Consider the following 24,679-nt stretch of genomic DNA (forward strand, 5'->3'; position numbering starts at 1 on the left):
CTCGTTCCGGTGGTGGCGCGTTGCAGTTGAACACGCCGATGCAGCGGTTCTGGCGCGATGCTCATGCCGGTTTGGCACACGCGATCCATGTGCCTGGTTCCATTTTCCATTCGTCGACGCTCTCGCAGCTCGGTGGCGAGCCGAAGGGCATCCACCGGGCAATGATCTGAGCCGTCCTGGGGACACCCGGAGGTGTCCCCATCGCGGTTTTCGTGGGGGTCGATGAGCATGTCGGCGAATCTGGTCGGTGACCTCGGACTGTCCGCAGAACCCGCATCGGAGTGAGCGCCAACGCGCAATGTGGGTTATAGGACAAACACCGATAGGCTGGCGGTCATGGCTGAGTTCATTTACACGATGAAGAAGGTGCGCAAGGCGCACGGTGACAAGGTCATCCTCGATGACGTCACGATGAGCTTTTACCCCGGCGCGAAGATCGGTGTCGTCGGACCGAACGGCGCTGGTAAATCCAGCATCCTCAAGATCATGGCCGGACTGGACCAGCCGGGCAACGGCGAGGCATTCCTGGCTCCGGGCGCGACCGTCGGCATCCTCATGCAGGAGCCGGAGCTCGACGAGACCAAGACGGTTCGCGAGAACGTCGAGGACGGTCTCGGAGAGACGATGGTCCAGCTCAAGCGGTACAACGAGATCGCCGAGCTGATGGCCACGGATTACTCCGACGAGCTCATGGAAGAGATGGGCGAGCTGCAGGAGAAGCTCGATCACGCAGACGCGTGGGAGATCGACTCGCAGCTCGAGCAGGCTATGGACGCCCTGCGCTGCCCCCCGCCGGAAGAGATGGTCACCCACCTCTCCGGTGGTGAGAAGCGACGCGTTGCGCTCTGCAAGCTGCTGCTGAGCAAGCCCGACCTCCTGCTCCTCGATGAGCCCACCAACCACCTCGACGCCGAATCTGTCCTGTGGCTCGAGCAGCACCTCGCTGCTTACCCCGGCGCAATCCTCGCCGTGACCCACGATCGTTACTTCCTCGATCACGTCGCGCAGTGGATCTGTGAAGTCGACCGCGGACGCCTGTACCCGTACGAGGGCAACTACTCCACCTACCTGGAGCAGAAGGCTGCACGCCTCGAAGTTGCCGGCAAGAAGGATCAGAAGCTGCAGAAGCGCCTCAAGGACGAGCTCGCATGGGTTCGTTCCGGCGCCAAGGCCCGCCAGGCCAAGAACAAGGCTCGTCTCGATCGCTACGAGGAAATGGCGAACGAAGCCGAGAAGACCCGCAAACTCGACTTCGACGAGATCCAGATCCCGGCACCGCCGCGCCTGGGTGACGTGGTCGTGGAGGTCTCGAACCTCGACAAGGGATTCGACGGCCGCGTGCTGATCAAGGATCTTTCGTTCACGTTGCCGCGCAACGGAATTGTCGGCGTCATCGGCCCCAACGGCGTCGGTAAGACGACGCTGTTCAAGACCATCGTCGGTCTCGAGGAGCCTGACGCCGGTGAGGTCAAGATCGGTCAGACGGTCAAGCTGAGCTACGTCGACCAGAACCGTTCCGGAATCGACCCCAAGAAGACGGTCTGGGAGACCGTGTCCGACGGGCTCGATTTCATCGTCGTCGGCCAGACCGAGTTCCCCTCGCGTGCGTACATCAGCTCGTTCGGTTTCAAGGGCCACGATCAGCAGAAGCCGGCCGGCGTCCTCTCCGGTGGTGAGCGCAACCGCCTGAACCTGGCGATGACGCTCAAACAGGGCGGCAACCTGATCCTGCTCGATGAGCCCACCAACGACCTCGACGTCGAAACCCTCGGCTCGCTGGAGAACGCTCTCGAAGAGTTCCCCGGCTGCGCCGTCGTGATCTCGCACGATCGCTGGTTCCTGGACCGCACCTGTACCCACATCCTCGCGTGGGAAGGTGGCTTCGGCGACAACGAGGCAGCTTGGTACTGGTACGAGGGCAACTTCGAGGGCTACGAGGCGAACAAGGTCGAGCGACTCGGCCCCGACGCCGCACGCCCGCACCGCGTGACTCACCGCAAGCTCACCAGGGACTGATCCGGTGTCCGACGTATACACAGCGCAGATCCAGGTCCGGTGGGGCGATTCCGACCGGTTGGGTCACGTCAACAACACGCGTTACGTCGAGTACATGCAGGAAGCTCGCATCCAGTTCCTGGAAGCGAAACTGGCGCCGCTCGGCGGCCGACCGGGATACCTCGTGGTTCGAAAGATGACCATCGAGTTCCTCAAGCCGGTCACCGATCGGTCCGGTCCGTTGAACGTGGAGATCTTCACGACTCACGTCGGGACTTCCTCGTTCACGGTTCGGCACGTCATCCGTGACAACGCGGGTGTCAAATGCGCCTTCGGCGACGCGTTGATGGTCGGATTCGACACCGTGTCCGAAAAGTCCAGACCGCTGGCGGACAGCGAACGTGCGGTGCTCGAAGCATCGCTTGTTCAGATGACGACATCGTAGATTTCGTTTCTCAGTTCACCCTAGGTACTGGTTGCCGCGGCTAGTCTCGAGTCAGAGATTGGTCGCGGCGATCAGAACCCACAAGGATGTGAGCCAGGAATGACAGACCGTGTACGGCAGCAGGGCACAGGCCTCGACGAAGCGACGTTGTTGACGCGTCTTCGCGAGGCCTTTTTCACGCACATCGACGAGGGTGACAGCGACGATGTCATCAACGGTCGATCGGATCGAGTCCTGCTCGCGCATCTCGCGCTCGGGAGGCAGCGGACGCCAGGCACGGCCGTATGGCGTGTGTACCGCCCGTCAGGATCCGAGGGTCTCGGCGCTGCCGTCCAGATCGTCACCGACGACATGTCGTTGCTCGTCGAGTCCGTTACCGCGATGCTCAACCGACAAGGCGTGGGAATCAGTCAATTCGCCCATCCGATCCTGACGGTTGAACGCGACAACGCGGGCAATCTGATTTCCTTGGGCGACAGCGGTATCCAAGAATCCTGGATGCACGTCCAGTTGGACTCCGAAGTCGAGGATTCCGATCTCGACGCGATCGAAGCCCACCTCGGCAAAGTGCTCGCGGACGTCCGCCAGGTGGTTGGTGACACCCCGGACATGAAGGCACTGCAACTGCGCGTTGCCGACGAGTTGGAGAGTGCTGCAGAAACTGCCTCCGGGAGGATCACCCCCGAAGAATTCTCCGATACCGCTCGGCTGCTCCGGTGGATGGCGGACGGAAACTACGCCGTACTCGGATACCGGCGATTCGAGGGCACGAAGGACGGCTCACGCACGGTCGCCGGCAGCGGGCTCGGCGTGCTGCGCTCCGACGCGGTCACCGAAGGCCCGATGAGTTTGCCTCCAGTTGCAGATCTCCCGGATCGACCGCTTCTGGTCCTGACGCAGGGATCGTTCCCCGCCACGGTGCACCGCGCTGTCTACCCGTACTTCGTGGGTGTCTCGATCCTCGACGACGAGGGAAACATCGTGGGGGAGCACAGATTCCTGGGTGTGTTCACCGTGGTCGCACTCCACGAGAACGTCCTCGCGATTCCTCTGATCGAGCGACGCGTCCGCGAAGTCATCGCGCGTGCCGGTGTCGACCTGCATTCGTACTCCGGGCAGGCGATGCTCGAGGTCATCCAGTCCTTCCCGCGCACCGAGTTGTTCTCGAGCGATGCCGAGACCTTGTTCGAGACCGTCCACGCCGTGCACAGCATCGGGCTGCGTCGACAGGTGCGACTCTTCGTCCGCGAGGACACGTTCGGACGGTTCGTATCCTGCTTGGTGTATCTGCCTCGCGACCGGTATACGACGCGGGTGCGACTGGCGATGCAAAACCTGTTGTGGCGCGAATTCGGCCCAGGCACAGTTGATTACACCGCCCGGGTTACCGAGAACGATCTTGCGCTGTTGCACGTGACGATCCGGCGCGATCCGGACAGTGAGCCGGTTCATCTGGATGTCTCCGAGGCCAACCGCGAGCGAGTTCAGGCCCTGCTGACCGAAGTCAGTCGTAGCTGGGACGACCGCATCAACGACCTTGTTCGCGACATTCCGGGTGTGGATCCGGAACTGGTGCAACGGTATTCGCGGGTGCTTCCCGATGGATACAAGGAGGACTTCGAACCGTCACGCGCGCTGGCCGACATCGCCAGGCTCGAGGCGTTGGCGCCAGGCGCGATCGACGTACTGCTCTATCGCGCTGTGGACTCCGCGCCCGGTGCCTGGCGCTTCACGCTCTTCGTCGGCGGCGACGGTATCTCGTTGAGTCAGGTGCTCCCCGTGCTGCAGTCACTCGGCGTCGAAGTTCTCGACGAGCGACCGCACGTCGTGCAGCGACTCGACGGCGTTCAGTGCTGGATCTACGATTTCGGATTGTCGGTACCGGCGGATCTTCGGGCGTCGGTCGAGATCGACCTCGATGCGCAGGTGCCACTCGAGACCAGTACCGCCCCGCTGACCGAGGTCCAGAAGCGATTCACGGCTGCATTCGGTGCAGTCTGGTTCGGCCGGGCAGAAGCTGACCGATTCAACGAGTTGGTGCTGCGGGCCGGAATGTCCTGGCGGCAAGCCGTGGTGTTGCGTGCTTACGCAAAGTATTTGCGCCAGGCCACATTTCCGTACAGTCAGTTCCACATCGAAGGAATCGCGCTAACGCACCCGCAGACCGCGTTTGCATTGGTGCAGTTGTTCGAGGCGATGTTCGACCCCGAGAAACAGGACGACATTCGCGTCGCCGAATTGGACGAGCAGTTGCGTGCGTCCATCGACGAGGTGCTCAGCTTGGATGCCGATCGCATTCTGCGTGGAATGTTCTCCTTGGTGAAGGCGACCTTGCGTACCAATTTCTACGTCGTCGACGCCGATGGCCGCTCTCGCGACTACCTGTCGGTCAAGCTCGATCCCTCGCGGATCAGCGAGTTGCCCAAGCCGCGGCCGGCTTTCGAGATCTACGTGTACTCACCCGAGGTCGAAGGCGTCCACCTGCGATTCGGCGCAGTCGCGCGCGGCGGACTCCGCTGGTCCGACCGGCGCGAGGATTTCCGCACCGAGGTGCTCGGCTTGGTGAAGGCTCAGGCCGTCAAGAACGCGGTGATCGTGCCGGTCGGCGCCAAGGGCGGCTTCGTCGTGAAGAATCCGCCTCTGCCGACGGGTGATCCGGCCGCTGATCGAACGGCGACGCTGGAAACGGGCAAGGCCTGCTACACCACGTTCATCTCCGGATTGCTCGACATCACGGACAACGTGCACGCGGCCACCGGCGAAGTTGTGACGCCGGATCGAGTGGTGCGCAAGGACGATCAGGATCGCTACCTGGTGGTCGCCGCGGACAAGGGCACGGCGACGTTCTCGGATCTCGCGAATTCGGTTGCCGCCAAGTACGACTTCTGGCTCGGCGACGCGTTTGCCTCCGGTGGCTCCGTGGGATACGACCACAAGGGCATGGGAATCACCGCTCGCGGCGCCTGGGAAAGCGTCAAGCGGCACTTCCGCGAACTCGGGGTCGACACGCAGACGCAGGATTTCACGACGGTAGGCGTCGGCGACATGAGCGGAGACGTGTTCGGCAACGGAATGCTCCTCAGTCGGCACATCCGTCTGGTGGGCGCGTTCGACCATCGACACATCTTCCTCGATCCGAACCCGGATGCACCGAGCTCGTTCGTCGAACGTCAACGACTTTTCGAGTTGCCACGGTCGTCATGGGCCGACTACGACAAGAGCCTGATCAGTGAAGGTGGCGGCGTCTGGGACCGCACGGTCAAGTCGGTTCCGATCGCCGAAAGCGTCAGAATCGCACTGGGTCTGGCCGAGGGGGTCACGAAGCTCTCGCCGCCGGAATTGATGCAGGCGATTCTGTCGGCACCGGTGGATCTGCTGTGGAACGGCGGAATCGGTACATACGTCAAGGCTTCGACCGAGACGAACGCGCAGGTCGGAGACAAGAGCAACGACGCGGTGCGAGTCGACGGTCAAGACCTACGAGTCAAGGTGATCGGTGAGGGCGGCAACCTCGGCGTGACTGCTCTGGGACGAATCGAGTTCAGCGCCAACGGCGGTCACATCAACACCGACGCCATCGACAACTCGGCCGGGGTCGACTGCTCCGATCACGAAGTGAACATCAAGATCCTTCTCGATTCGCTCGTGCGTTCGCAGTTACTGCCGACGCAAGAACGGAATCCGTTGCTGGCGTCGATGACCGACGACGTGGCGGCGTTGGTGTTGGCGGACAACATCGCCCAGAACGCGCTGCTCGGAATCTCCCGCGTGACCGCGCCGCAGATGCTCGGTGTTCACCGCCGTCAGTTGACGGATCTGACCAAGGCACGTGGCCTTGACCGCAAGCTCGAGGCGTTGCCGACCGACAAGGAGATCGAGCGTCGACTCGAGGCTGGTGTGGGTCTGACGTCGCCGGAATTGGCGACGCTGACGGCGCACGTCAAGCTTTCACTCAAGGACGATCTGCTCGCAACCGAGTTGCCGGACAACGATTTCTTCGCCCAGCAGATCCCGCAGTACTTCCCGACCGCTGTTCGCGATCGGTTCGAAACGGAGATCAAAGCACACCCGTTGCGGCGGCAGATCGTCGCGACGATGCTCGTGAACGAAGTGATCGACAACGGCGGAATCACGTACGCCTACCGCTTGGCCGAGGAGACCGGAGCGAGCAGTACCGACTCGATCCGCGCGTACGCCGCTGTGCGAGAGGTCTTTGCGCTCGACGAGGTGTGGTCGCGAATCCGCTCGGCCGGCGTCAGTGCAGAGATCGAAAACGAGCTGATCGTGGAGTCATGCCGCTTGCTCGACCGCGCGTCGCGGTGGTTCCTGGCCAATCGGCCCCAGCCGATCGCGGTCGGCGCCGAAGTTGCGCGCTACTCGGCAGCGTATCGGGCGACGGCGCCGCTGGTTCCGGGGCTGCTCGCCGGCCACCAGCTCGACGATCTGCTCGTGCGCGCTCAATCCGTGATCGATCGCGGGGCTCCGGAAGCGTTGGCGCTGGACGTGTTCCGACTGCTCGACGTCTACTGCCTGCTCGACATCGCGGATATCGCCGACATCGCAGATCACGACATCACCGAAGTCGCGGAGCTGTATTACGCCTTGGACGCGCATCTGGGAATCGACTGGCTGCTGAGCGCGGTCTCGGGACTCGAGCGCGGCGATCGCTGGCACTCGCTTGCTCGGCTCGCGTTGCGAGACGACCTCTACAGTTCGCTGCGGCAGTTGACGATGGAGGTTCTGGCCGGCGGCGAGCCGGGGGAGTCGCCGCAGGAGAAGATCGACGAATGGGAATCGACCAACGCCTCGCGGCTGAGTCGGGCGAGGGCAGCTCTCGTCGAGATCTTCGAGTCTGGGACGCTTGACCTCGCGACGCTCTCGGTGGCGGCGCGTCAGGTTCGTAGCATGGTGCGCAGCATGGGCACCCGATCGGAGGTAGGACGTTGAGCGAAGGATTCCACGCCGAAGTTGTGGTTCGGTGGTCTGACATGGATGCCTTCCAGCACATCAACCACGCACGGATGGTGACGTTGCTCGAAGAGGCGAGGATTCCTTGGTTGTTCGAAGACTCGCGCCCGACGGTCACCCTGCGTGACGGGGCTGTGATTGCCGATCTCCATGTGCGGTACCGCGGGCAACTGCGGCACGACGATTCACCGCTCGATGTCTTCATGTGGGTGGAAAAGGTTCGCGCGGTGGACTTCACCATCGCGTACGAGGTTCGCCCCCGCGGCGCCGATCTCAGCGTCCCGCCGTCCATCGTGGCATCGACTCAGATCGCGGCTTTCGATATCGACACTCAACGTCTGCGCCGCCTCAGCGGGCCCGAGCGGGAGTACTTGGAGAGCTGGCAACGTGCATGAACGTGTACTGACCGTGCCCGAGGAGGCCGAGCGAAAGAACTTGGCCGGCTTCATCGGTCACGCCTTGCGTTTGGACGAGTCCGCGGTCATCCGAATGCGTCGACGCGGCGATGCGCACCTGAGCGTCTGGGCGTCAACGGGTTTCGACGCTCTGGCGACGCGAACGGTGGCTGGCACCATCAACCCTGACGACACGTCGGCTGCCGGCGATCAGTTGCTCTCGGCGGTGGAGCAGGCAACAAGTGAGCTGATCGATCCGGGGTTCGCCATGGATTCGGCGTGGCGTGGGGCGTTGCCGCCGATGGACGGCTTCGAGCACCTGGACGACGTACCCGCCCGGGTGCTGATCGAACTGGCGCAACGGGGCAACGCCTTGGCGCTCGAGCATGGAAGTAGTCACGGGCCGCCGGCGTCGTTGCTCGATCAGGACGTGCTCGAGGTCAGTGGTCCATCAGGCACGGTCGGGATCTCGATGCGAGTTATTTTTGCCTTGACCGCAATGGGATTCGTTCCGCACGCCGGATCCGAAGCGATGACTGCGGACATCGATCTCGAACAGATCGACGCGTCGGAACTGGTTCGGGTGCGGGCGAGTCGATCGTGGGTGCGCCTCGATGCACGGTTTGGTTCGATCTACCGTCACCGCGGTGGTTCGATACCGCTGATGGTTGCGCGGTAGGAGTTCAGGCGACGGCCACCACCAGCGCGATGGGGCCGCCGCCTGACGACGTGCGAGAGTGTTCGGTCAGATCAGCCACGCCGCAGCGTTGACGGGCAACTGACCGTCGACGAGTGGTGCGCTGCTCAACAGCAGCTGCCCGCTCGGCAGTGCGATCGGCACCTCCGTGGTGTTGAGAGCACAGATCAGACCGCCGCGTCGACGGAAAGCGAGGCAGCCGGGGGGACTGCCGTACCAATCGATGTCGGTGCCGGAAAACTCCGGCCTGGCGCTACGAAGTTCGAGGGCGGCGCGATACAGCGAGAGCATCGAGTCGACGTCCTCGATCTGAGCCTCCACGGTGAGCGTCGACCACTCGGCCGGCATCGGCAGCCAGGTACTCGCACCGGTGGTGAATCCGAAAGGCGGCTCGGTTCCTTCCCAGGGAAGGGGCACTCGACAGCCGTCGCGTCCTCGCTCGGCATGTCCGGATCGTTCCCAGACCGGGTCCTGTAGTGCATCGTCGGGCAGGTCGACGTTCGGCAGGCCGAGTTCGGCTCCGTTGTAGATGAAGCTCGCGCCCGGAAGCGCCAACTCGACGAGGATCATCGCCCGTGCGCGTTGCGTTCCGATCTCGCCCCCGCCGTAGCGCGTGACTTCACGTTCGACGTCGTGATTCGACAGTGTCCACGTGGGCACACCCCCGACCTCGGCGACGGCCGCGAGGGAGTTCTCCACGGCCTCTCGGACGGACTCGGCGGAGAATTCGGTTTCTGCAAGCCGGAAGTTGAATCCGAGATGCAGTTCGTCTGGCCGGATGTATTCGCCGAACTTCTGGTTGTCCTTCACCCAGATCTCGCCGACGGTCATCGCCTCCGGGAACTCGTCCATGACCTTGCGGATGCCGCGGTGGATTTCGTGAACTGCCGGATTGTTGAACCGCGGGTCGTCGTCGGAATTGCGCATGAGCTCGTTGAGCTCCCAGTCGTGGTCCGGCAAACCGTCCGGCTTGGCCATTCCGTGGGCCACGTCGATGCGGAATCCGTCGATTCCGCGCTCGAGCCAGAAGCGCAGAGTCTTGGCGAGGTCGTCGAAGACCTCGGGGTTGTCCCAGTTCAGGTCCGGCTGTTCCTTGGCGAAGATGTGCAGGTACCACTGGCCGGGTGTTCCGTCGGCTTCGGTGACGCGGGTCCATGCCGGGCCGCCGAAGATGCTCGGCCAGTTGTTCGGCGGGTCGTTGCCTTTTTCACCTTTGCCGTCTCGGAAGATGTAGCGGGATCGCTCCGCAGAACCGGGCGCCGACGCCAGGGCTGCCTTGAACCACTCGTGCTGATCACTCGTGTGGTTCGGGACCAGGTCCATGGTGACCTTGATTCCGCGCTCGTGGGCCGACGTGATCAGCGAATCCATCGTCGCCAGATCACCGAACAGGGGATCGATGTCGCGAGGATCCGAGACGTCGTAGCCGTGGTCTGCCATCGGTGACTTCATCACCGGGCTCAACCAGATCGCGTCGATGCCGAGCAGCTCGAGGTAGCCGAGTTTCTCCTCGACTCCGCCGAGGTCGCCGATACCGTCACTGCCCGAATCGGCAAAGGAACGCGGATAGATCTGATAGAAGACCGCCTCGTTCCACCACGGGGCTTCGGGCCGGCTTACAGAGGACGAATCCGCGGGGGTGCTCACAGCAGTTCATAGTGCCAAACGTCTGGCACTCTCACGACTTGGACACGGCAAAAGCGTGACTCTTTACCTAGCCTTGGTGTACTTTGCATTCACGCGGTGACTCCATGTGGCAACTTTGGTGTTACTGCCGGGGGAGAAGTATCGAGAATTCAACCAAGGGGGCTTGGCCTTGACTTTGTCGGCAATCGAAGCGGTCAGTTTGGATCACGTACTGCTCGACGATGATCCGATCAACCGTGACTGGATAATCTTCGGCACACCGGTTGCACGGTCGGCGCAATGGTCGGCGAGTAAAGACGGGACCACGACTACGCACGTCTGGGATTGCACGAAGGGGCGCTTCCGCTGGTACTTCCATGCGGACGAAATCGTGCACATCATCGAAGGGTCGGTCACCGTTCAGGGCGACGGAATCGCGAAACGAACCCTGGGCGTCGGCGATGCCGCACTCTTCCGGGCGGGCAGCTGGTCGGAGTGGGAGGTCGAAGAGTACGTGCGCAAGCACGCAATCTTGAGTTCTCCGCTACATCCCACGGTGTCGTTCGGGGTACGGGCAGCCCGCCGGATCGCGCGTGTGTTCAGGCCGAAGGCGAAGTAAACGGTCAGATGGCGGAGTTCACCATGGACGCAGCAGCCATCTCCATGTAGTCGATCAACTGCTTGCGGTGCACCGGGCTCAGGGTCTTCTCGTCGATGGACGCGATGGCGACGTGCATGCACCTAAGCCACGCATCACGCTCGATCGGGCCGATCACGAAAGGATTGTGGCGCATCCGCAGACGCGGATGCCCACGCTCCTCCGAGTACGTGTGCGGCCCGCCCCAGTACTGCTCGAGGAACATCCGCATCCGCCGCTCTGCCGGGCCGAGATCGGCCTCGGGGTAGAGCGGGCGCACAACCTCGTCCTTCGCGACTTCTTCGTAGAATCGCGCGGTGAGCTTGTGAAACGTCTCGGCTCCGCCGACGGCGTCGTAGAAGGTCTGCTGCACGTCGTGCTGTACGTCATTCATGGCAAGTTCCATTGTGCCTGACGGCCGTAGTGGTCGGTTTCCGGGTCGACGACGGTTGCATCGGGTCGGAATGCGTACCCATTCACCGGAAATTCACCGGCCGTCCTGGCAATTTTGTTCGAAATGGGAGTGCGTAACGCGATCATCCGTGGTCAACTTGGGGGCAGTCTCCCGGAGGTCGTATGAAGAACCGACATGCTGCACGCAATCACCGACAACTCCAGCCCACTAGCGCGCGGAACGACCACGCGTTAGGGGCTGTTCTGGAAGTTGTTCCTGACGGGTTCGCGCACACTGCTGACCCACTCTTTTCCGAAGAGCATTCTCACCTCGAGATGTTCCCTCCCGATCGCGTTGTGCCCGAGTGGGTAAAACGTCGGGTGCTACTGCTTAACGTCACGTACGAACCGCTGACCGCCCTTCCTGCCAGGCGCGCGGTCGTACTGATGGCCTGCGGCAAGGCCGATACCGTCCACGAGGACGAACAGGGCCCGGTAGTCCATTCTGCGGACTGGTCGGTGCAGGTTCCCTCGGTCATTCGATTGCGCACCTATGTGCGCGTTCCGTATCGCGCCCGCATCCCCATGACCCGTGCCGCACTGATGCATCGTGACCACTTCCGATGTGCGTACTGCGGAGCCAAAGCCGAAACCATCGACCACGTCGTTCCTCGCAGCCGAGGTGGCGGGCATTCGTGGGAGAACTGCGTCGCGTGCTGTGCCCCCTGCAATCACCGCAAGGCCGACAAGATGCTCAGCGAACTCGGATGGACTCTCCGTGCGGAATTGGTTCCGCCGTCCGGACCGCATTGGCGTCTGCTCGCGGCGACCAAGGAATTGCATCCGGCGTGGATGCCGTATCTCGGCGTGGGCGCAGCCTGAGCGGCGTTCTGTCGTCACCGAAACGAAATTGCCCGAGAATTTGTGGCCCTGACGCTTTCCTTCCTGGCGTTCTGGGCTACGTTATCTGGTGTGAGCATTCTCGAGGTAGTACTGATATACGTTGGGATTCCGGCCTTGATCACCGCGTTCTTCGCGGCTGCGTCCTTCCTCGGGAAGAAGACGCCGGGACCGGTTCCGCCGGCGTTCCATCTCGGTGAGTCGTGGGATCACGCTCCCGTGCTGTGGAGTGCTGTCGACGAAGTCACCGTTCGCGGTGGCCATCACGGCAGTGCACACGCAATCGAAGCCGGTTCGGCTGATCTGATCGGAGGGTCCGCAAGTGGCAAGTGGTGATCATTCGACCGCGCTCGCAGTAGCGCCCGAGGACCTGCCCGTCGGCAGCGTCGTCACGTCCAGCGGACGCGTTTCCGGTGTGCACCGCATCGGCGAGCCGTTCACCGACGATCTTCCGTTCGAGACCATGGATCTGGTTGCGCTCGACGTCGCGATGACCGAAGCGACGCGGGCCACCAAGGTGCGATTCAACGCCTACATCGGTGATCTCGGTTCTGATCCGGCAGCGGGTGCCGACGCACTGTTCCCGACCACGCCCGAAGCCGAGCGTTCCGTGCTGATCGCCGTCTCGCCCAACCAGCGCACCGTCGAGGTACGCAGCGGGCGGGCAATCGCCGATCGGGTCACTGATCGCGTTACCCAGCTCGGAGCAACGGCAGCTGTTGCATCCTTCAGTGAAGGCAACCTGATCGACGGACTGATCAGTGCCATCCGCGTTATGGCAGCCGCAATTTCAGCGCCGTAACTGTTTGTCAGACACAGGCCGGTGCCCGCGTCGATTCGTGAGAATCGACGCGGGCACCGGCCTTTCGCATGTCAGCTCGCGTCGAACTTTCGTGCTGCGAGTGAACGAACCACACCAGCCTGGCCTTCGACGACCAGACGACGTAACGCGGGAGGGATGTCGCCTTCGAGGAATCGGTCTGCCGCCGCGACGGATTCTGCGGAGATCGACCACGCCGGGTACAGCCCGATGACGACGGTCTGTGCCACTTCGCTCGAGCGTCGTTCCCACACCGCCGCGATGTCGGCGAAGTAACGGGAGACGAAGGGTTCGAGCAATTCGTCCTGGCCTTCGCGAGCGAACCCGCCGATGATCGATCGTGCGGTGATGTTGGGCACCGAGTCGTCGCCGACGACCTTCGCCCAGACCTCTTCCTTGACAGCGGCCTGAGGACGTCCGGCCGCGGCCGCCGCGGCTTGACGAGCGCCCGCAGCGGTCGGGTCACGCTGGGCTTCGGCGTCGATGAACGGAGTTGCGGTTCCTTCGGCGTCGATCTCACCGGCAGCTGCCAGTGCCCCGACGATGCGCCAGCGCAGGTCCGTGTCGACGATCAGGCCGTCGAGCCCAACGGTGGAGGGATCGGCGTCGAGCAATTCGCGCAGTACCTCGGTGTGCCACGGGGAGAGTGCTGCACCGGTGAGTGCGTTGACGAATGCCAGCTGGTGGTCGGACCCGGCCTCTGCCTCACGTGCGAGTTCGAGCAACCGATTGGCGAAGCTCGCCGCACCTTCGGCCTCGGCCCAGGCCGGATCTGCGTAGGAGCCGATGGCGGTTTGGGCTTGGAGCAAGAGACGTTGCACCACACCGACTTCGGTCTCCGAACTGATGCCGCGCTCGACCAGTGCGACGAAGTCGCGTGCCTTCAGTTCGGCCTGACGGGTCATTTCCCACGCCGCCGACCAGACCAGGGTGCGGGGGAGTGAGTCGGTGATGTCGCCGACCCGCTCGATCGCCGTCGCCAACGATTCGGGATCGAGTCGCACGGAGCCGTAGGTGAGATCGTCGTCGTTGACCAACACGAGTGCACCGCGGGCGACGCCGACAAGTTCGGGGACATCCGTGCTTTCCACGGCATCGAGGTCGAGTTCGACGCGATGGCTTCGTACCAACTTGCCGTCGACGTCGTCGTAGATGCCGATGGCGATCCGGTGGATTCGCCGCTCGCCGGCGCCTGGTGCCGCACCGTCCTGCAGGACGGCGAAGCGGGTGAACTTTCCGTCTGCGTCGACATCGAAGTCGGGGCGCAGGATGTTCAAACCGGTGGTCTTGAGCCACTGCCGACCCCAATCGGAAAGGTCACGGCCCGAGGACTTTTCGAGTGAGCCCAGCAGATCGTCGAATGTTGCGTTTCCGAATGCGTGCTCACGGAAGTACTCACGCAGTCCGGCGAGGAACGGCTCGAGTCCGACGTATGCGACCAACTGCTTGAGGACGCTGGCGCCCTTCGCGTAGGTGATGCCGTCGAAGTTGACCTCGACGGCAGCCAGGTCCGGAATGTCCGCGGCAATCGGGTGCGTCGACGGCAACTGATCCTGGCGGTATGCCCACGACTTCTCGACGTTGGCGAACGTCGTCCAGGCGTTCGTGTACTCCGTGGCCTCGGTCTGGCACAGGACCGAAGCGAAGGTCGCGAACGACTCGTTGAGCCACAGGTCGTCCCACCACGCCATCGTGACGAGGTCGCCGAACCACATGTGCGCCATTTCGTGCAGCACCGTCTCGGCACGACGCTCGTACGAGTAGCGGGTCACCTTGGACCGGAAGACGTAGTCCTCGAGGAATGTCACGGCGCCGGCATTCTCCATCGCGCCCGCATTGAATTCGGGGACGAAGAGCTGGTCGTACTTGCCGAAGGCATAGGGAACACCGAAGTTGCGGTGGTAGAAGTCGAATCCCTGCTTGGTCTCGGTGAAGAGCCGCTCCTCGTCCATGAACTCGGCCAGCGAAGCGCGGCAGAAGATTCCGAGCGGGATGTCGCCGTGCTCGTCGGAGTAGTTGTCGGTCCACTGCGCGTAGGGACCGGCGATGAGCGCCACCAGGTACGTGCTCATCTTCGGGGTGGTCCGGAAACCGTGCTTGCCGGGATCGGCGGCAAGGGTCTCGACGACCGCGGAGTTGGAGATGACCTTCCACGACGTGGGAGCGGTGACGTGGATGTCGAACGTGGCCTTCAGATCGGGCTGATCGAAGCACGCGAACATGCGCTTGGCGTCAGCCGTCTCGAACTGTGAGTAGAGGTAGACGGCGTCATCGGTCGGGTCGACGAATCGGTGCAGTCCCTCGCCGGTGTGGGAGTAGATGCAATCGGCCTCGATGACCAACTCGTTGTCGGCAGCGAGGTCGGGAAGGCTGATGCCCGTCGACTCGTCGTAGTCGGAGACGTCGAGTGCGGTGCCGTTGAGGACCGCGGAATGGACTCGGGCCGCGACGATGTCGATGAAGCTGCTTGCTCCGGCTGTAGCCGTGAACGTGACGGTGGTCTTCGAAGAGAACGTCTCCTCGCCGGGTGCGTCGTTGCCGTCGGTGAGATCGAGTTCGATCAGGTAGTTCTCGACGGTCAGGATTGCTGACCGTTGCGCTGCGGTTTCGCGTGTCAGGTTCGGTGCGACCACAAAGATCTCCTCGTAGATGGTGCGGATCTATTACGTCCATCCCATCACGAAGAGAACGGCTTTACTCAAGCGGACACTTCTGCCAGCGGAATCTCCGGATCGGCCAGCCGCTCCGGATCGACAGGACGCGAAGAGGCGACCAATTCCTTGATGGCGTCACCGGCATCCCAGATGTTCACGTTCATGCCGGCGAGCACCTTGTTCGCGGAATCGAGCCAGAATGCCAGGAACTCGCGCTTGTCGACGTCGCCGCGCGTGACGACACGGGAGTAGCCGCCGTGCGGTGCGTGACCCACGTATTCCATCCCGAGGTCGTACTGATCGGTGAAGAAGTACGGCATGCGCACGTACTCGGCGGGCCGACCCAACATGGTGTCTGCGGCGGTCTCGGGTTGGTTGAGTGCGTTTGCCCAGTGCTCCACCCGAATTCGTGCATTCAGAATCGGATGCTGTGCGGCCGCGATGTCGCCTACTGCAACGACGTCGGGGTCGCTGCTCTGCAGACCGGCGTCGACGAGAACTCCGTTGTCGACGTCGATACCCGCCTCCGACGCCAACTCGGTGTTCGGCAACGCGCCGACAGCAATCAACACGGCGTCGGCTGGAATCACGGTGCCGTCGCTCAAAGTGACGCCGGCGGCGTGATCGCCGTCGACAGAGATTGCGCTGACGTCCGTGCCAGTGCGCAAGTCGACGCCGTTCTGGCGGTGCAGAGCGGCGAAGACCTCACCCATTTCCGGGCCCAGGGTCGATTCGAGCGGAAGGCCGGCATGCTCGAGCACGGTGACGTCGACGTCGAAACCGCGAGCCGACGCGGCAATTTCGAGACCGATCCAGCCGGCACCGATCACGACGAGCTTCTTGTCGGCGGCCAGGGTGCGCAGTAGCGCAGCGGCTTGATCGACTGTTCGCACGTAGTGAACGCCCTCGGCGTCGGACCCCGGGATGTCGAGGCGCCGCGAACGTGAGCCGGTGGCCAAGGCGAGCTTGTCGTAGCTGATCGTGGAACCGTCCGGAAGTGACACGGTGTGCGCAGCGGGGTCGATGGCCGTTGCCGTCGTTCCCGGACGAAGATCGATGTGATGGTCGCGGAACCACTCGCCGTCGTGGACGGTGAATTCGGGGAGTGTCTTCTTGCCTGCGAAGAACTCTTTCGACAGCGGCGGCCGCTCGTACGGAAGGTGGTCTTCTTCGCTCAATACGGTGATCTCACCGTCGAAATCTCTGTCACGCAGGGCTTCTGCGATCTTTGCGCCCGCGAGCCCGCCGCCGACGATCACGAATCTCCGGTTGGTGCTCATTACTGAACCACTCCTTCGTACTCGTTTCTTTTCGACACTACTGCGATCGGAAGGTGGTTCGGGGGAAAGCGCGGGAAGGATTGCGGGTTCATGATTGTTGGCAGAACGGGAGTATGTCCCCGAACTGATAGAACCTGACCGACATGAACTGATAGGGAGTTTCTTCGTGAGCGCAACCTCGAGTAAGACCACGGACACTGCTGACTTCTGGTTCGACCCGCTCTGCCCGTGGTGCTGGATCACCTCGCGCTGGATTCTCGAGGCCCAGCAGGTACGCGACATCGAGGCCAAGTTCCACGTGATGAGCCTTGCGGTTCTCAACGAGGGCCGCGACCTCCCCGACGAGTACCGCGAGATGATGACCAAGGCCTGGGGCCCGGTCCGCGTCGCTATCGCGGCAGCGCAGCTGAAGGGTGACGAGATCCTGCTGCCGCTGTACACGGCCATGGGTACGAAGATCCACAACGAGGGCAACAAGGACTTCGCCGACGTCATCAAGTCGTCGCTCGCCGAGGTCGGACTGCCGCCCGAACTGGCCGAGGCTGCCGACACCGACAAGTACGACGAGGCACTGCGTGAGAGCCACCACAAGGGCATGGACGCCGTCGGACCCGACGTCGGAACCCCGACGATCCATGTCAACGGCGTGGCGTTCTTCGGTCCCGTGCTGTCACGTATCCCGCGCGGCGAGGATGCAGGCAAGGTGTGGGACGGCGCCGTCGCGCTGGCCGGCTACCCGCACTTCTTCGAGCTCAAGCGGACCCGCAACGAGGATCCTCAGTTCGACTGAGCGGTAGTGAGCGCCGGATTTCGGTAGAGCTGACCGGGCCGGAAGAACAGATGCCCTGAGTGCGTGCGGTTGCGAAGCGCGGCCGCACGCCAGGTCAGCACCGGATGCGACGACAAGATGTTGACGAACCACGGGAAGAAACCGGATTCGAGTGTCGCGCGATCGGCGAGTTCGTCGAACCCGACCAGACCCACGAGATACTTTCCGGCGCCGAGGACACCCATGGCGCCCGGTGCGCCCTGTGGGCGCATGTGAAAACCGAAGTTGTCTGCCGTGTACTCCATGGAACGCGACAGCGAAGACCCGATCACCGGAATGTAGTTCGACGCGAACTGTCCTCACTGGCGCCAGTACGACGCATGCCCAGCAGCGATGTGGCCGACCTCGTGACCGATGATGAATGCGAGCGCATCGGGCTCGCGGGCCTGCCCACCGACCTCGAACAGGTCGCTGTAGACGACGACGAAACGCCGAAATCCGTGCCCTGACGCAAATGCGTTGATCCGTCCGTTCCCCAGCACGACGTAGGCATCCGGCGGAGTTTTCATGCCGAACCGTGCCGCGGCCTCGGCGACCAGCTGATACCCCTCCGGAAATTGCGAAGGCGTCATCTTGATTCCGTTGACCTGCTGCGATCCGTACAGCTGACCTCGCGCGAGGAACAGCAGGATCGGAGCCGCGAGCACCACGAGGATCCACGTCGACAGATCACCCGCAGCGATCAGAACGATCGCCACCACATAGGTGACGACTGTCGTCAGAACGGCGAGCACGAGTAGCGGGATTTCCCACGGGTGGCGAACCGCGTCACTGCCTGGTGACACACGAACGGCGGGTGCAGCGGCCTGGCCGTTGACGGGGTACATGGGCACCACGATAGGTGCGCTCGCGCGGCGATGCGTGTTCCTGAAAGTGTGACGTCGACCCGGGTGCGCCCGGCTGGTCGGGCCTGAGAGAATTGTCGCCATGCGCGTATACCTGGGTGCCGACCATGCCGGATTCGAACGTAAGAACGAGATCATCGAACACCTGAAAGCGAACGGCCACGAGGCTATCGACTGTGGTGCTCACGAGTACGACGCCGTGGACGACTACCCGGCATTCTGCATCGAAGCCGCAAAGCGCGTCGTTGCCGACGAGGGCAGCCTGGGAATCGTCCTGGGTGGCAGTGGCAACGGTGAGCAGATCGCCGCGAACAAGGTTCCCGGCGCACGGTGCGCTCTCGCTTGGAGCGTCGAAACGGCGAAGCTGGCCCGCGAGCACAACAACGCTCAGCTGATCGGCATCGGTGGACGTATGCATTCCCTCGAGGAATCACTCGCCATCGTCGACGCTTTCCTCGCCACCGCATGGTCGGGTGAAGAGCGTCATCAGCGTCGTATCGACATCTTGTCCGAGTACGAGAAGACCGGCGTCGCACCGGCTCTGCCGCAAGCCTGATCCGAAAGTTGTTCCGTGCCTGAAGGTCATACCCTGCATCGACTGGCACGGTTGCATGCCCGCAAGTTCGTCGGTTCACCGGTCCGCGTCCTCAGCCCGCAAGGCAGATTCGCCGAGGACGCGCGTCTGGTGGACGGACACGTACTCACGTCCTCGGATGCCTGGGGGAAGCACCTCTGGCACACCTATGACAACGGATTGACAGTTCACGTACACCTCGGGCTGTACGGAAAGTTCACCGACTCCGCCCTGCCGATGGAAGAACCGGTAGGCCAGGTCCGGATGCGAATGGTCGGTGCCGATTTCGGCACCGACCTTCGTGGTCCCACCGCCTGCGAAGTCCTACTGCCGCCTCAGGTCGCCGCGATCGAGGCCAGACTCGGGCCGGACCCACTGCGCCGCGGCGCGGATCCACACCATGCATGGGTGCGAATCTCCAAGTCCAAGAAGGCGATCGGCGCGCTGCTCATGGATCAAGCGGTCCTGGCGGGTGTCGGCAACGTCTATCGCGCCGAACTTCTCTTTCGTCACGGAATCAGCCCTGAACGACCGGGGAATCTCATCTCTCACGACGAATGGACTGCCATGTGGGCAGATCTTGTCGAATTGATGAAGGTTGGTGTCAGGCGCGGGAAGATGCACGTCGTTCGCGCCGAGCACGACAACGGTGATCCGGCGTACGCGAAGGATCGTCCGCGGACTTACGTTTACCGAAGAGCAGGATCGCCGTGCCGCGTGTGCGGCACACCGATCCTGCATTCCGTCATGGAGGCGCGAAACCTGTTCTGGTGCCCGGTGTGCCAGTCGGTTTAGAAGTCGAAGCCGCCGAAGTCTCCGCCGCCGAAATCGCCGCCTCCGAAGTCCCCGTAGTCGCTGCCTCCACCGTCTGCGGTGAAATCGGTGTTGTCGACACTTCCTTGATCCGCGCCGGAGTCACCGGCGTCCATACCCTGATCTCCCGAGTCGCCCTGATCTCCCGAGTCACCCTGGTCTCCCGAGTCGCCGGCTCCCGTATCGCCACCCTGCGCGAAAGCTTCTGCGCCGTAAGGAACCCCGGCCATGCCGGAGAACATGGTCGAGAACAGCATCATCGAACCCAGACCCCAGGCACCGGCGACGAGGGCAGGCTTCCACCAGGGTTCGGAGTACCAGCCGGCCGGGACCGGGCGTCCGGCGACTCGGCCACCGGGGTAGTAGTTGGGTGTGTGCGACGACGGATTGGGTGATGCCGCGACCTTGCGGCCCTCGAATTCGACCTCACGGTCTTCGGTGACCGAACCCGCAGCCTTCTGTCCGTCGATGGAAGGAACTTCCGGTCCCGGATCCATGCCCATTGCCACCCGCGCCGCGCGGATGTAGTAAAGCCCTTCCAGCGCAGTCTGTTTCGCGAGACGTGCCTGAACCGGCGTTGCTGCCTGATCGATCTGCGAGCCTGCGGCGTTGTACCGTTCGGCCGCGTCGGCGAGGGCTTGGCGCGACGCGTCGTCACTGCCGGTCAGGTTGTAGACCTGACCGCCGAGGCGTTCGATCGCCTGCCTGGCATCGGCTTTCGCGTCGTCGAGTTGTGTTGCGCTGTGGCCGGAACCGCGTTGCTGGCTTTTCATGACCAGAAATACGACTACGGCCAGAACGACGAGTATGAGAAGAATCGTGGTCACGAGTGGCCTCCCGAGCAGAATCGATCCGGACAACTCCAGGATACGGACCACAGGGGAGTGGCCTGAGTGCACAAAGTCTGAACACAAAAAATCCGCACCGGCCAGGCCGATGCGGATTTTTGTGGAGTTTCCCTCCTCATGGAGGGGATGACGGGAATCGAACCCGCGTGATCAGTTTGGAAGACTGAGGCTCTACCATTGAGCTACATCCCCGTGCATACGACAACTCGGGATCGCCGTGTTCGTCGTCTGCGATACGAAACTGTACCCAATGCCCCACCGGATTTCATAATCGGGGGGTTGGAGAAGTTCGATACCGTCGTTCACCTGGGGAATTGCCGAAATGCCCGGCGAGTCGGGGTGTCTTGCCTTGCGGCCCGGCTTCTGATTCCGGCTGTCATCACGTTTCGTTCAGCCAAGGCTGTATGTGGCGGCGGTCGGATGACATACTGACGGGGTCGGACAGGCGGGCCGTGTACAAACGACGGTCGGGTTCGTGAGAGAGTAGTGAGCGCGATAGGGTTGTGCGCGGTCACCGATGGTGGCTGCCTTTGTGGCCCGCTGTCTTTGTGGCCTCGGATGGCCGTATCGTGTGTTTCATGTGATCGGAAACGGGATGTAGCGCAGCTTGGTAGCGCATCCGCTTTGGGAGCGGAGGGTCGCAGGTTCAAATCCTGTCATCCCGACAAGTACGTACATGGCACTTCACCTCCAGTAAGTCCGGGAGTGAAGTGCCGCGCCAGACAGCAGTACCGATTCAACACAAGTTGTGAGCAAGACCAGACGAAGGAGCGAAGTTTCGTGAAGAGCACCGTCGAGCAGCTCAGCCCGACGCGAGTCCGTATCAACGTTGAGGTGCCCTTCGCGGAACTCAAGTCTGATTTCGACAAGGCCTACAAGGCCCTCGCGCAGCAGATTCGTCTCCCCGGCTTCCGTCCCGGCAAGGCTCCGGCTCGCCTCCTCGAAGCACGTGTCGGTCGCGGCGCTGTGCTCGAGCAGGTCGTCAACGACGCTCTGCCGTCGCGTTACTCCGAGGCTGTCACCAGCGCCGGCGTGAAGGCCATCGGCCAGCCCGAGATCGAGGTCACCAAGATCGAAGACGGCGAGCTCCTCGAGTTCACCGCCGAGGTCGACGTGCGCCCCGAGATCGAGCTCCCTGACTTCAGCTCCATCAACGTCGAGGTCGATCCGATCGAGATCACCGACGAAGCCATCGAAGAGCAGTTGCTTTCGCTGCGTCAGCGTTTCGGCACCCTCACCGGCGTCGACCGCGCAGTCGAGGACGGCGACTTCGTCTCCATCGACCTGTCGGCCACCGTCGACGGCGAGAACGTTGCCGAGGCAACCGCTAGCGGACTGTCGCACGAGGTCGGATCGGGCCAGCTCATCGAGGGCCTCGACGAAGCCATCATCGGCCTCAAGGCGGGGGAGTCCAAGGACTTCACGTCGACGCTGGTCGCCGGCGAGTACGCGGGCAAGGAAGCTGTTGTCACCGTGACCGTGCAGACGGTCAAGGAGCGCGAGCTTCCGGCTGAGGACGACGAGTTCGCTCAGCTCGCCAGCGAGTTCGACACCCTGGAAGAACTGAAGGCTGACCTCCGCGAGCGCGTCGCACGCGTCCGCAAGGTCGAGCAGGCCGGTCAGATCCGCGACAAGGTTCTCGAGCAGCTGCTCGAGACGGTCGAGGTTCCGTTGCCGGAAGCCGTCGTCAAGGCTGAGGTCGATGCTGCACTGCATGACGCCGTTCACGGTCTCGATCACGACGAAGAGGCACTGAACAAGCTCCTCGAAGAGCAGGGCAGCAGCCGCGAAGAGTTCGACAAGGATGCCCAGGAAGCCGCTGAGCGCTCCGTCAAGACGCAGCTCTTGCTCGACTCGATCGCCGATGCGGGCAACGTCACCGTCGGTCAGGACGAGCTCACCGAGCGCATCCTGTTCCAGGCGCAGCGTTACGGCATGGCTCCTGAGCAGTTCATCCAGCAGATCCAGCAGGCCAACCAGCTCGGCGCCGTCTTCGCAGACGTCCGTCGTGGCAAGGCTCTCGCGTCCGTCGTCGAGTCGGCCGGTGTCAAGGACACCTCCGGCGCCGTTGTCGACACCGCTGAACTGTTCGGCAGCAGCGAGGACGAAACCGAAGCGGATGCGTCTGATTCCGCCGAGAGCGAAGACAAGTAAAAACGCAGGCGGACGGGTGTTTTCACCACGATCGACTGCACTGAGTTTTCCGCTTTGAGCGAAGTAGGGCGGCACCGGGACTCCGGTGCCGCCCTACTTCGTTACTGTCTGTGTCAGTAGAAGTGTTTCGCATAGACGATCCACCGCACAAGTAGATCCACATAGAAGGCAGGTACCGTGACTTCCAATCACCTGGAGACTTTGCAGAGTCCCGCCATGACTTCAGCGACCGCTGGGTTGAACCTCAGCGACTCGGTGTACGAGCGCTTGCTGCGAGAGCGCATCATTTTCCTCGGTACCCAGGTCGACGACGACATCGCCAACAAGCTGTGCGCGCAGATCCTGCTGCTCTCGGCCGAGGACCCGACGCGAGACATCTCGCTCTACATCAACTCGCCCGGTGGATCTGTCACCGCAGGTATGGCGATCTTCGACACGATGCAGTTCGCCGAGTGCGACATCGCCACCTTCGGTATGGGCCTTGCGGCGTCGATGGGTCAGTTCCTGCTCTCGGCAGGCACCAAGGGCAAGCGTTACGCACTGCCTCACGCCCGCATCATGATGCACCAGCCGTCCGCCGGTATCGGTGGTTCCGCCAGTGACATCGCGATCATGGCCGAGCAGTTCAAGCACACCAAGCGCGAAATGGCCGAGCTGATCGCTCAGCACACCGGCCAGACGGTCGAGCAGATCACCGCGGACTCCGACCGTGACCGTTGGTTCACGGCGAAGGAAGCTCTCGAGTACGGCTTCGTCGACCACGTCGTCTCCCGTGCGAATCAGGCCGGCGGCACCGGCAACTGAGCCGGTTCGTCCATCCTTTCGCTGCCCAATTCATACTTTGGAGAACTGATGACCAATCTTTTCGGAGCTAACTCGCTGGGCGGCCAGGCGCCGTCGGGCCCCCAATCGCGTTACATCCTGCCCCAGTTCACGGAGCAGACCAGCTACGGCGTCAAGACGTCCGACCCGTACAACAAGCTGTTCGAGGAGCGCATCATCTTCCTCGGCTCGCAGGTCGACGACGTCTCCGCCAACGACCTCATGGCACAGTTGCTGGTTCTCGAATCGCAGGATCCGGACCGCGACATCACCATGTACATCAACTCGCCCGGTGGTTCGTTCACCGCGCTGATGGCGATCTACGACACGATGCAGTACGTCCGTGCCGACATCTCCACCGTCTGCCTCGGTCAGGCTGCTTCGGCAGCTGCTGTGCTTCTCGCCGGTGGTACGCCGGGCAAGCGCTTCGCGCTCCCCAACTCGCGCATTCTGATTCACCAGCCGGCCACGGGCGGCATCCAGGGTCAGGTTTCCGATCTGGAGATCCAGGCTGCGGAAATCGAGCGTATGCGTCGACTCATGGAGAGCACGCTGTCGCTGCACACTGGCAAGGATCCGGAGACCATCCGCGTCGACACCGATCGCGACAAGATCCTCACGGCCGAGCAGGCCAAGGAGTACGGCATCATCGACGACGTGCTGGCTTACCGGAAGCTCAGCGCACAGAAGTAGTCGATTTCCGCCTCGTGTCGAGGATCTGTATTCCGATTCCCGACACGAGGCGGACACGTCGAGAAGTGCCTGGTGGAGCGCTCGCCAGGCTGAAATCTCGACTCTTTTCTTTTTTATCCGCAGGCGAAACGCCGAGAACAGGTCGACCCCGTTCGGGATCTGCGGGTACCGTCACTTCACGGGCTGGTTCTCGACCGGCGTTCTGCGATTGTTCGACCAGATTTGTTCGATCGGTTTGTTGATCAGTTTGTCTGATCCGACAACTTCTGATCTGACAACTTCTGATCTGAT

20 protein-coding genes, 2 tRNA genes and 2 pseudogenes are annotated in these 24,679 nt (G+C 62.6%); 17 read left to right on the forward strand and 7 right to left on the reverse strand.

Annotated features, from left to right (window positions below):
- The 6 genes and pseudogenes from H7C86_RS27695 to H7C86_RS27720 all read left to right on the forward strand — a co-directional run.
- A pseudogene (locus H7C86_RS27695) lies at window positions 1–170 on the forward strand (hydroxylase); the annotation flags it as partial.
- 166 nt (window positions 171–336) lie between these two features.
- Window positions 337–2,016: an energy-dependent translational throttle protein EttA gene (gene ettA, locus H7C86_RS27700; RefSeq protein WP_007730925.1), complete on the forward strand. Its 1,680-nt coding sequence runs from the start codon at window positions 337–339 to the stop codon at window positions 2,014–2,016.
- Between the two features lie 4 nt (window positions 2,017–2,020).
- Window positions 2,021–2,440: a thioesterase family protein gene (locus H7C86_RS27705; protein ID WP_182262619.1), complete on the forward strand. Its 420-nt coding sequence runs from the start codon at window positions 2,021–2,023 to the stop codon at window positions 2,438–2,440.
- Between the two features lie 99 nt (window positions 2,441–2,539).
- Window positions 2,540–7,387 (forward strand): NAD-glutamate dehydrogenase, encoded by a 4,848-nt coding sequence (locus H7C86_RS27710; protein ID WP_047888445.1) that lies wholly within the window; start codon window positions 2,540–2,542, stop codon window positions 7,385–7,387.
- Complete coding sequence (locus tag H7C86_RS27715; protein WP_003944573.1) at window positions 7,384–7,803, forward strand: thioesterase family protein; 420 nt, start codon at window positions 7,384–7,386, stop codon at window positions 7,801–7,803. The genes H7C86_RS27710 and H7C86_RS27715 overlap by 4 nt, the downstream gene beginning before the upstream one ends.
- Window positions 7,796–8,482 (forward strand): hypothetical protein, encoded by a 687-nt coding sequence (locus H7C86_RS27720; RefSeq protein ID WP_020970006.1) that lies wholly within the window; start codon window positions 7,796–7,798, stop codon window positions 8,480–8,482. Before H7C86_RS27715 ends, H7C86_RS27720 begins: the two co-directional genes overlap by 8 nt.
- A gap of 66 nt (window positions 8,483–8,548) precedes the next feature.
- Here H7C86_RS27720 and H7C86_RS27725 read toward each other — a convergent pair whose 3' ends face one another.
- Entirely contained in the window at window positions 8,549–10,147 is a 1,599-nt protein-coding gene (locus H7C86_RS27725; RefSeq protein WP_182262620.1) for a glycoside hydrolase family 13 protein, read from the reverse strand.
- A gap of 106 nt (window positions 10,148–10,253) precedes the next feature.
- On the opposite strand from H7C86_RS27725, the gene H7C86_RS27730 reads away from it, so the two are divergent.
- Complete coding sequence (locus H7C86_RS27730) at window positions 10,254–10,745, forward strand: cupin domain-containing protein (RefSeq protein WP_019749095.1); 492 nt, start codon at window positions 10,254–10,256, stop codon at window positions 10,743–10,745.
- Between the two features lie 4 nt (window positions 10,746–10,749).
- On the opposite strand, the gene H7C86_RS27735 is transcribed toward H7C86_RS27730, so the two are convergent.
- Window positions 10,750–11,157, reverse strand: coding sequence for a globin (locus H7C86_RS27735; protein WP_003944464.1), 408 nt, complete (start codon window positions 11,155–11,157; stop codon window positions 10,750–10,752).
- Between the two features lie 182 nt (window positions 11,158–11,339).
- On the opposite strand from H7C86_RS27735, the gene H7C86_RS27740 reads away from it, so the two are divergent.
- The 3 genes from H7C86_RS27740 to H7C86_RS27750 all read left to right on the forward strand — a co-directional run bounded on the left by H7C86_RS27740 (window position 11,340) and on the right by H7C86_RS27750 (window position 12,858).
- On the forward strand, window positions 11,340–12,038 hold the full coding sequence (locus H7C86_RS27740; protein WP_020908239.1) for an HNH endonuclease: 699 nt from the start codon (window positions 11,340–11,342) through the stop codon (window positions 12,036–12,038).
- Window positions 12,039–12,128: 90 nt separating this feature from the next.
- Window positions 12,129–12,392 (forward strand): hypothetical protein, encoded by a 264-nt coding sequence (locus tag H7C86_RS27745; protein ID WP_007730943.1) that lies wholly within the window; start codon window positions 12,129–12,131, stop codon window positions 12,390–12,392.
- Window positions 12,379–12,858, forward strand: coding sequence for a DUF5130 domain-containing protein (locus H7C86_RS27750; RefSeq protein ID WP_019749092.1), 480 nt, complete (start codon window positions 12,379–12,381; stop codon window positions 12,856–12,858). Before H7C86_RS27745 ends, H7C86_RS27750 begins: the two co-directional genes overlap by 14 nt.
- A gap of 71 nt (window positions 12,859–12,929) precedes the next feature.
- Here the strand turns inward: H7C86_RS27750 and pepN are convergent, their stop codons facing one another.
- Window positions 12,930–15,509: an aminopeptidase N gene (gene pepN, locus H7C86_RS27755; RefSeq protein ID WP_182262621.1), complete on the reverse strand. Its 2,580-nt coding sequence runs from the start codon at window positions 15,507–15,509 to the stop codon at window positions 12,930–12,932.
- Between the two features lie 65 nt (window positions 15,510–15,574).
- A complete protein-coding gene (locus tag H7C86_RS27760; protein WP_020908238.1) occupies window positions 15,575–16,810 on the reverse strand; it encodes an NAD(P)/FAD-dependent oxidoreductase in 1,236 nt (411 codons plus the stop codon).
- Between the two features lie 166 nt (window positions 16,811–16,976).
- On the opposite strand from H7C86_RS27760, the gene H7C86_RS27765 reads away from it, so the two are divergent.
- Window positions 16,977–17,600, forward strand: coding sequence for a DsbA family protein (locus H7C86_RS27765; RefSeq protein ID WP_003944541.1), 624 nt, complete (start codon window positions 16,977–16,979; stop codon window positions 17,598–17,600).
- Here H7C86_RS27765 and H7C86_RS27770 read toward each other — a convergent pair.
- Window positions 17,588–18,466 (reverse strand): annotated as a pseudogene (locus tag H7C86_RS27770) (M48 family metallopeptidase). The gene H7C86_RS27765 and the pseudogene H7C86_RS27770 sit on opposite strands and share 13 nt — an antisense overlap.
- A gap of 100 nt (window positions 18,467–18,566) precedes the next feature.
- Here H7C86_RS27770 and H7C86_RS27775 point away from each other — a divergent pair.
- Both H7C86_RS27775 and H7C86_RS27780 read left to right on the forward strand, forming a co-directional pair.
- The gene (locus H7C86_RS27775) at window positions 18,567–19,040 is read left to right on the forward strand and encodes a ribose-5-phosphate isomerase (protein WP_003944571.1); all 474 of its coding nucleotides are present in this window, start codon (window positions 18,567–18,569) and stop codon (window positions 19,038–19,040) included.
- Window positions 19,041–19,055: 15 nt separating this feature from the next.
- Window positions 19,056–19,853: an Fpg/Nei family DNA glycosylase gene (locus H7C86_RS27780; protein ID WP_182262622.1), complete on the forward strand. Its 798-nt coding sequence runs from the start codon at window positions 19,056–19,058 to the stop codon at window positions 19,851–19,853.
- Here H7C86_RS27780 and H7C86_RS27785 read toward each other — a convergent pair.
- Together H7C86_RS27785 and H7C86_RS27790 are read right to left on the reverse strand one after the other, a co-directional pair.
- Complete coding sequence (locus tag H7C86_RS27785; RefSeq protein WP_050768698.1) at window positions 19,850–20,644, reverse strand: hypothetical protein; 795 nt, start codon at window positions 20,642–20,644, stop codon at window positions 19,850–19,852. The genes H7C86_RS27780 and H7C86_RS27785 overlap by 4 nt on opposite strands.
- A gap of 193 nt (window positions 20,645–20,837) precedes the next feature.
- Window positions 20,838–20,911: transfer RNA gene (locus H7C86_RS27790), tRNA-Gly, on the reverse strand.
- A gap of 399 nt (window positions 20,912–21,310) precedes the next feature.
- Here H7C86_RS27790 and H7C86_RS27795 point away from each other — a divergent pair.
- From H7C86_RS27795 to H7C86_RS27810, 4 genes are all read left to right on the forward strand, one after another.
- Window positions 21,311–21,384: transfer RNA gene (locus H7C86_RS27795), tRNA-Pro, on the forward strand.
- Between the two features lie 115 nt (window positions 21,385–21,499).
- Window positions 21,500–22,873: a trigger factor gene (gene tig, locus H7C86_RS27800; protein ID WP_019749086.1), complete on the forward strand. Its 1,374-nt coding sequence runs from the start codon at window positions 21,500–21,502 to the stop codon at window positions 22,871–22,873.
- Between the two features lie 216 nt (window positions 22,874–23,089).
- A complete protein-coding gene (locus H7C86_RS27805) occupies window positions 23,090–23,677 on the forward strand; it encodes an ATP-dependent Clp protease proteolytic subunit (protein ID WP_007730960.1) in 588 nt (195 codons plus the stop codon).
- 48 nt (window positions 23,678–23,725) lie between these two features.
- Window positions 23,726–24,388, forward strand: coding sequence for an ATP-dependent Clp protease proteolytic subunit (locus H7C86_RS27810; RefSeq protein WP_003944539.1), 663 nt, complete (start codon window positions 23,726–23,728; stop codon window positions 24,386–24,388).
- Window positions 24,389–24,679 lie beyond the last annotated feature (291 nt).

Source organism: Rhodococcus sp. UFZ-B548 (assembly GCF_903819475.1).
In the GTDB taxonomy this organism is placed as follows: domain Bacteria; phylum Actinomycetota; class Actinomycetes; order Mycobacteriales; family Mycobacteriaceae; genus Rhodococcus_F; species Rhodococcus_F erythropolis.

Coding starts and splice junctions, on each gene's coding strand:
- ettA (WP_007730925.1), top strand. CDS start 337: ATGGCTGAGTTCATTTACACGATGAAGAAGGTGCGCAAGGCGCACGGT.
- H7C86_RS27710 (WP_047888445.1), top strand. CDS start 2,540: ATGACAGACCGTGTACGGCAGCAGGGCACAGGCCTCGACGAAGCGACG.
- H7C86_RS27735 (WP_003944464.1), bottom strand. CDS start 11,157: ATGAATGACGTACAGCACGACGTGCAGCAGACCTTCTACGACGCCGTC.
- H7C86_RS27740 (WP_020908239.1), top strand. CDS start 11,340: ATGAAGAACCGACATGCTGCACGCAATCACCGACAACTCCAGCCCACT.
- H7C86_RS27760 (WP_020908238.1), bottom strand. CDS start 16,810: ATGAGCACCAACCGGAGATTCGTGATCGTCGGCGGCGGGCTCGCGGGC.
- H7C86_RS27775 (WP_003944571.1), top strand. CDS start 18,567: ATGCGCGTATACCTGGGTGCCGACCATGCCGGATTCGAACGTAAGAAC.
- H7C86_RS27785 (WP_050768698.1), bottom strand. CDS start 20,644: ATGAAAAGCCAGCAACGCGGTTCCGGCCACAGCGCAACACAACTCGAC.
- H7C86_RS27805 (WP_007730960.1), top strand. CDS start 23,090: ATGACTTCAGCGACCGCTGGGTTGAACCTCAGCGACTCGGTGTACGAG.
- H7C86_RS27810 (WP_003944539.1), top strand. CDS start 23,726: ATGACCAATCTTTTCGGAGCTAACTCGCTGGGCGGCCAGGCGCCGTCG.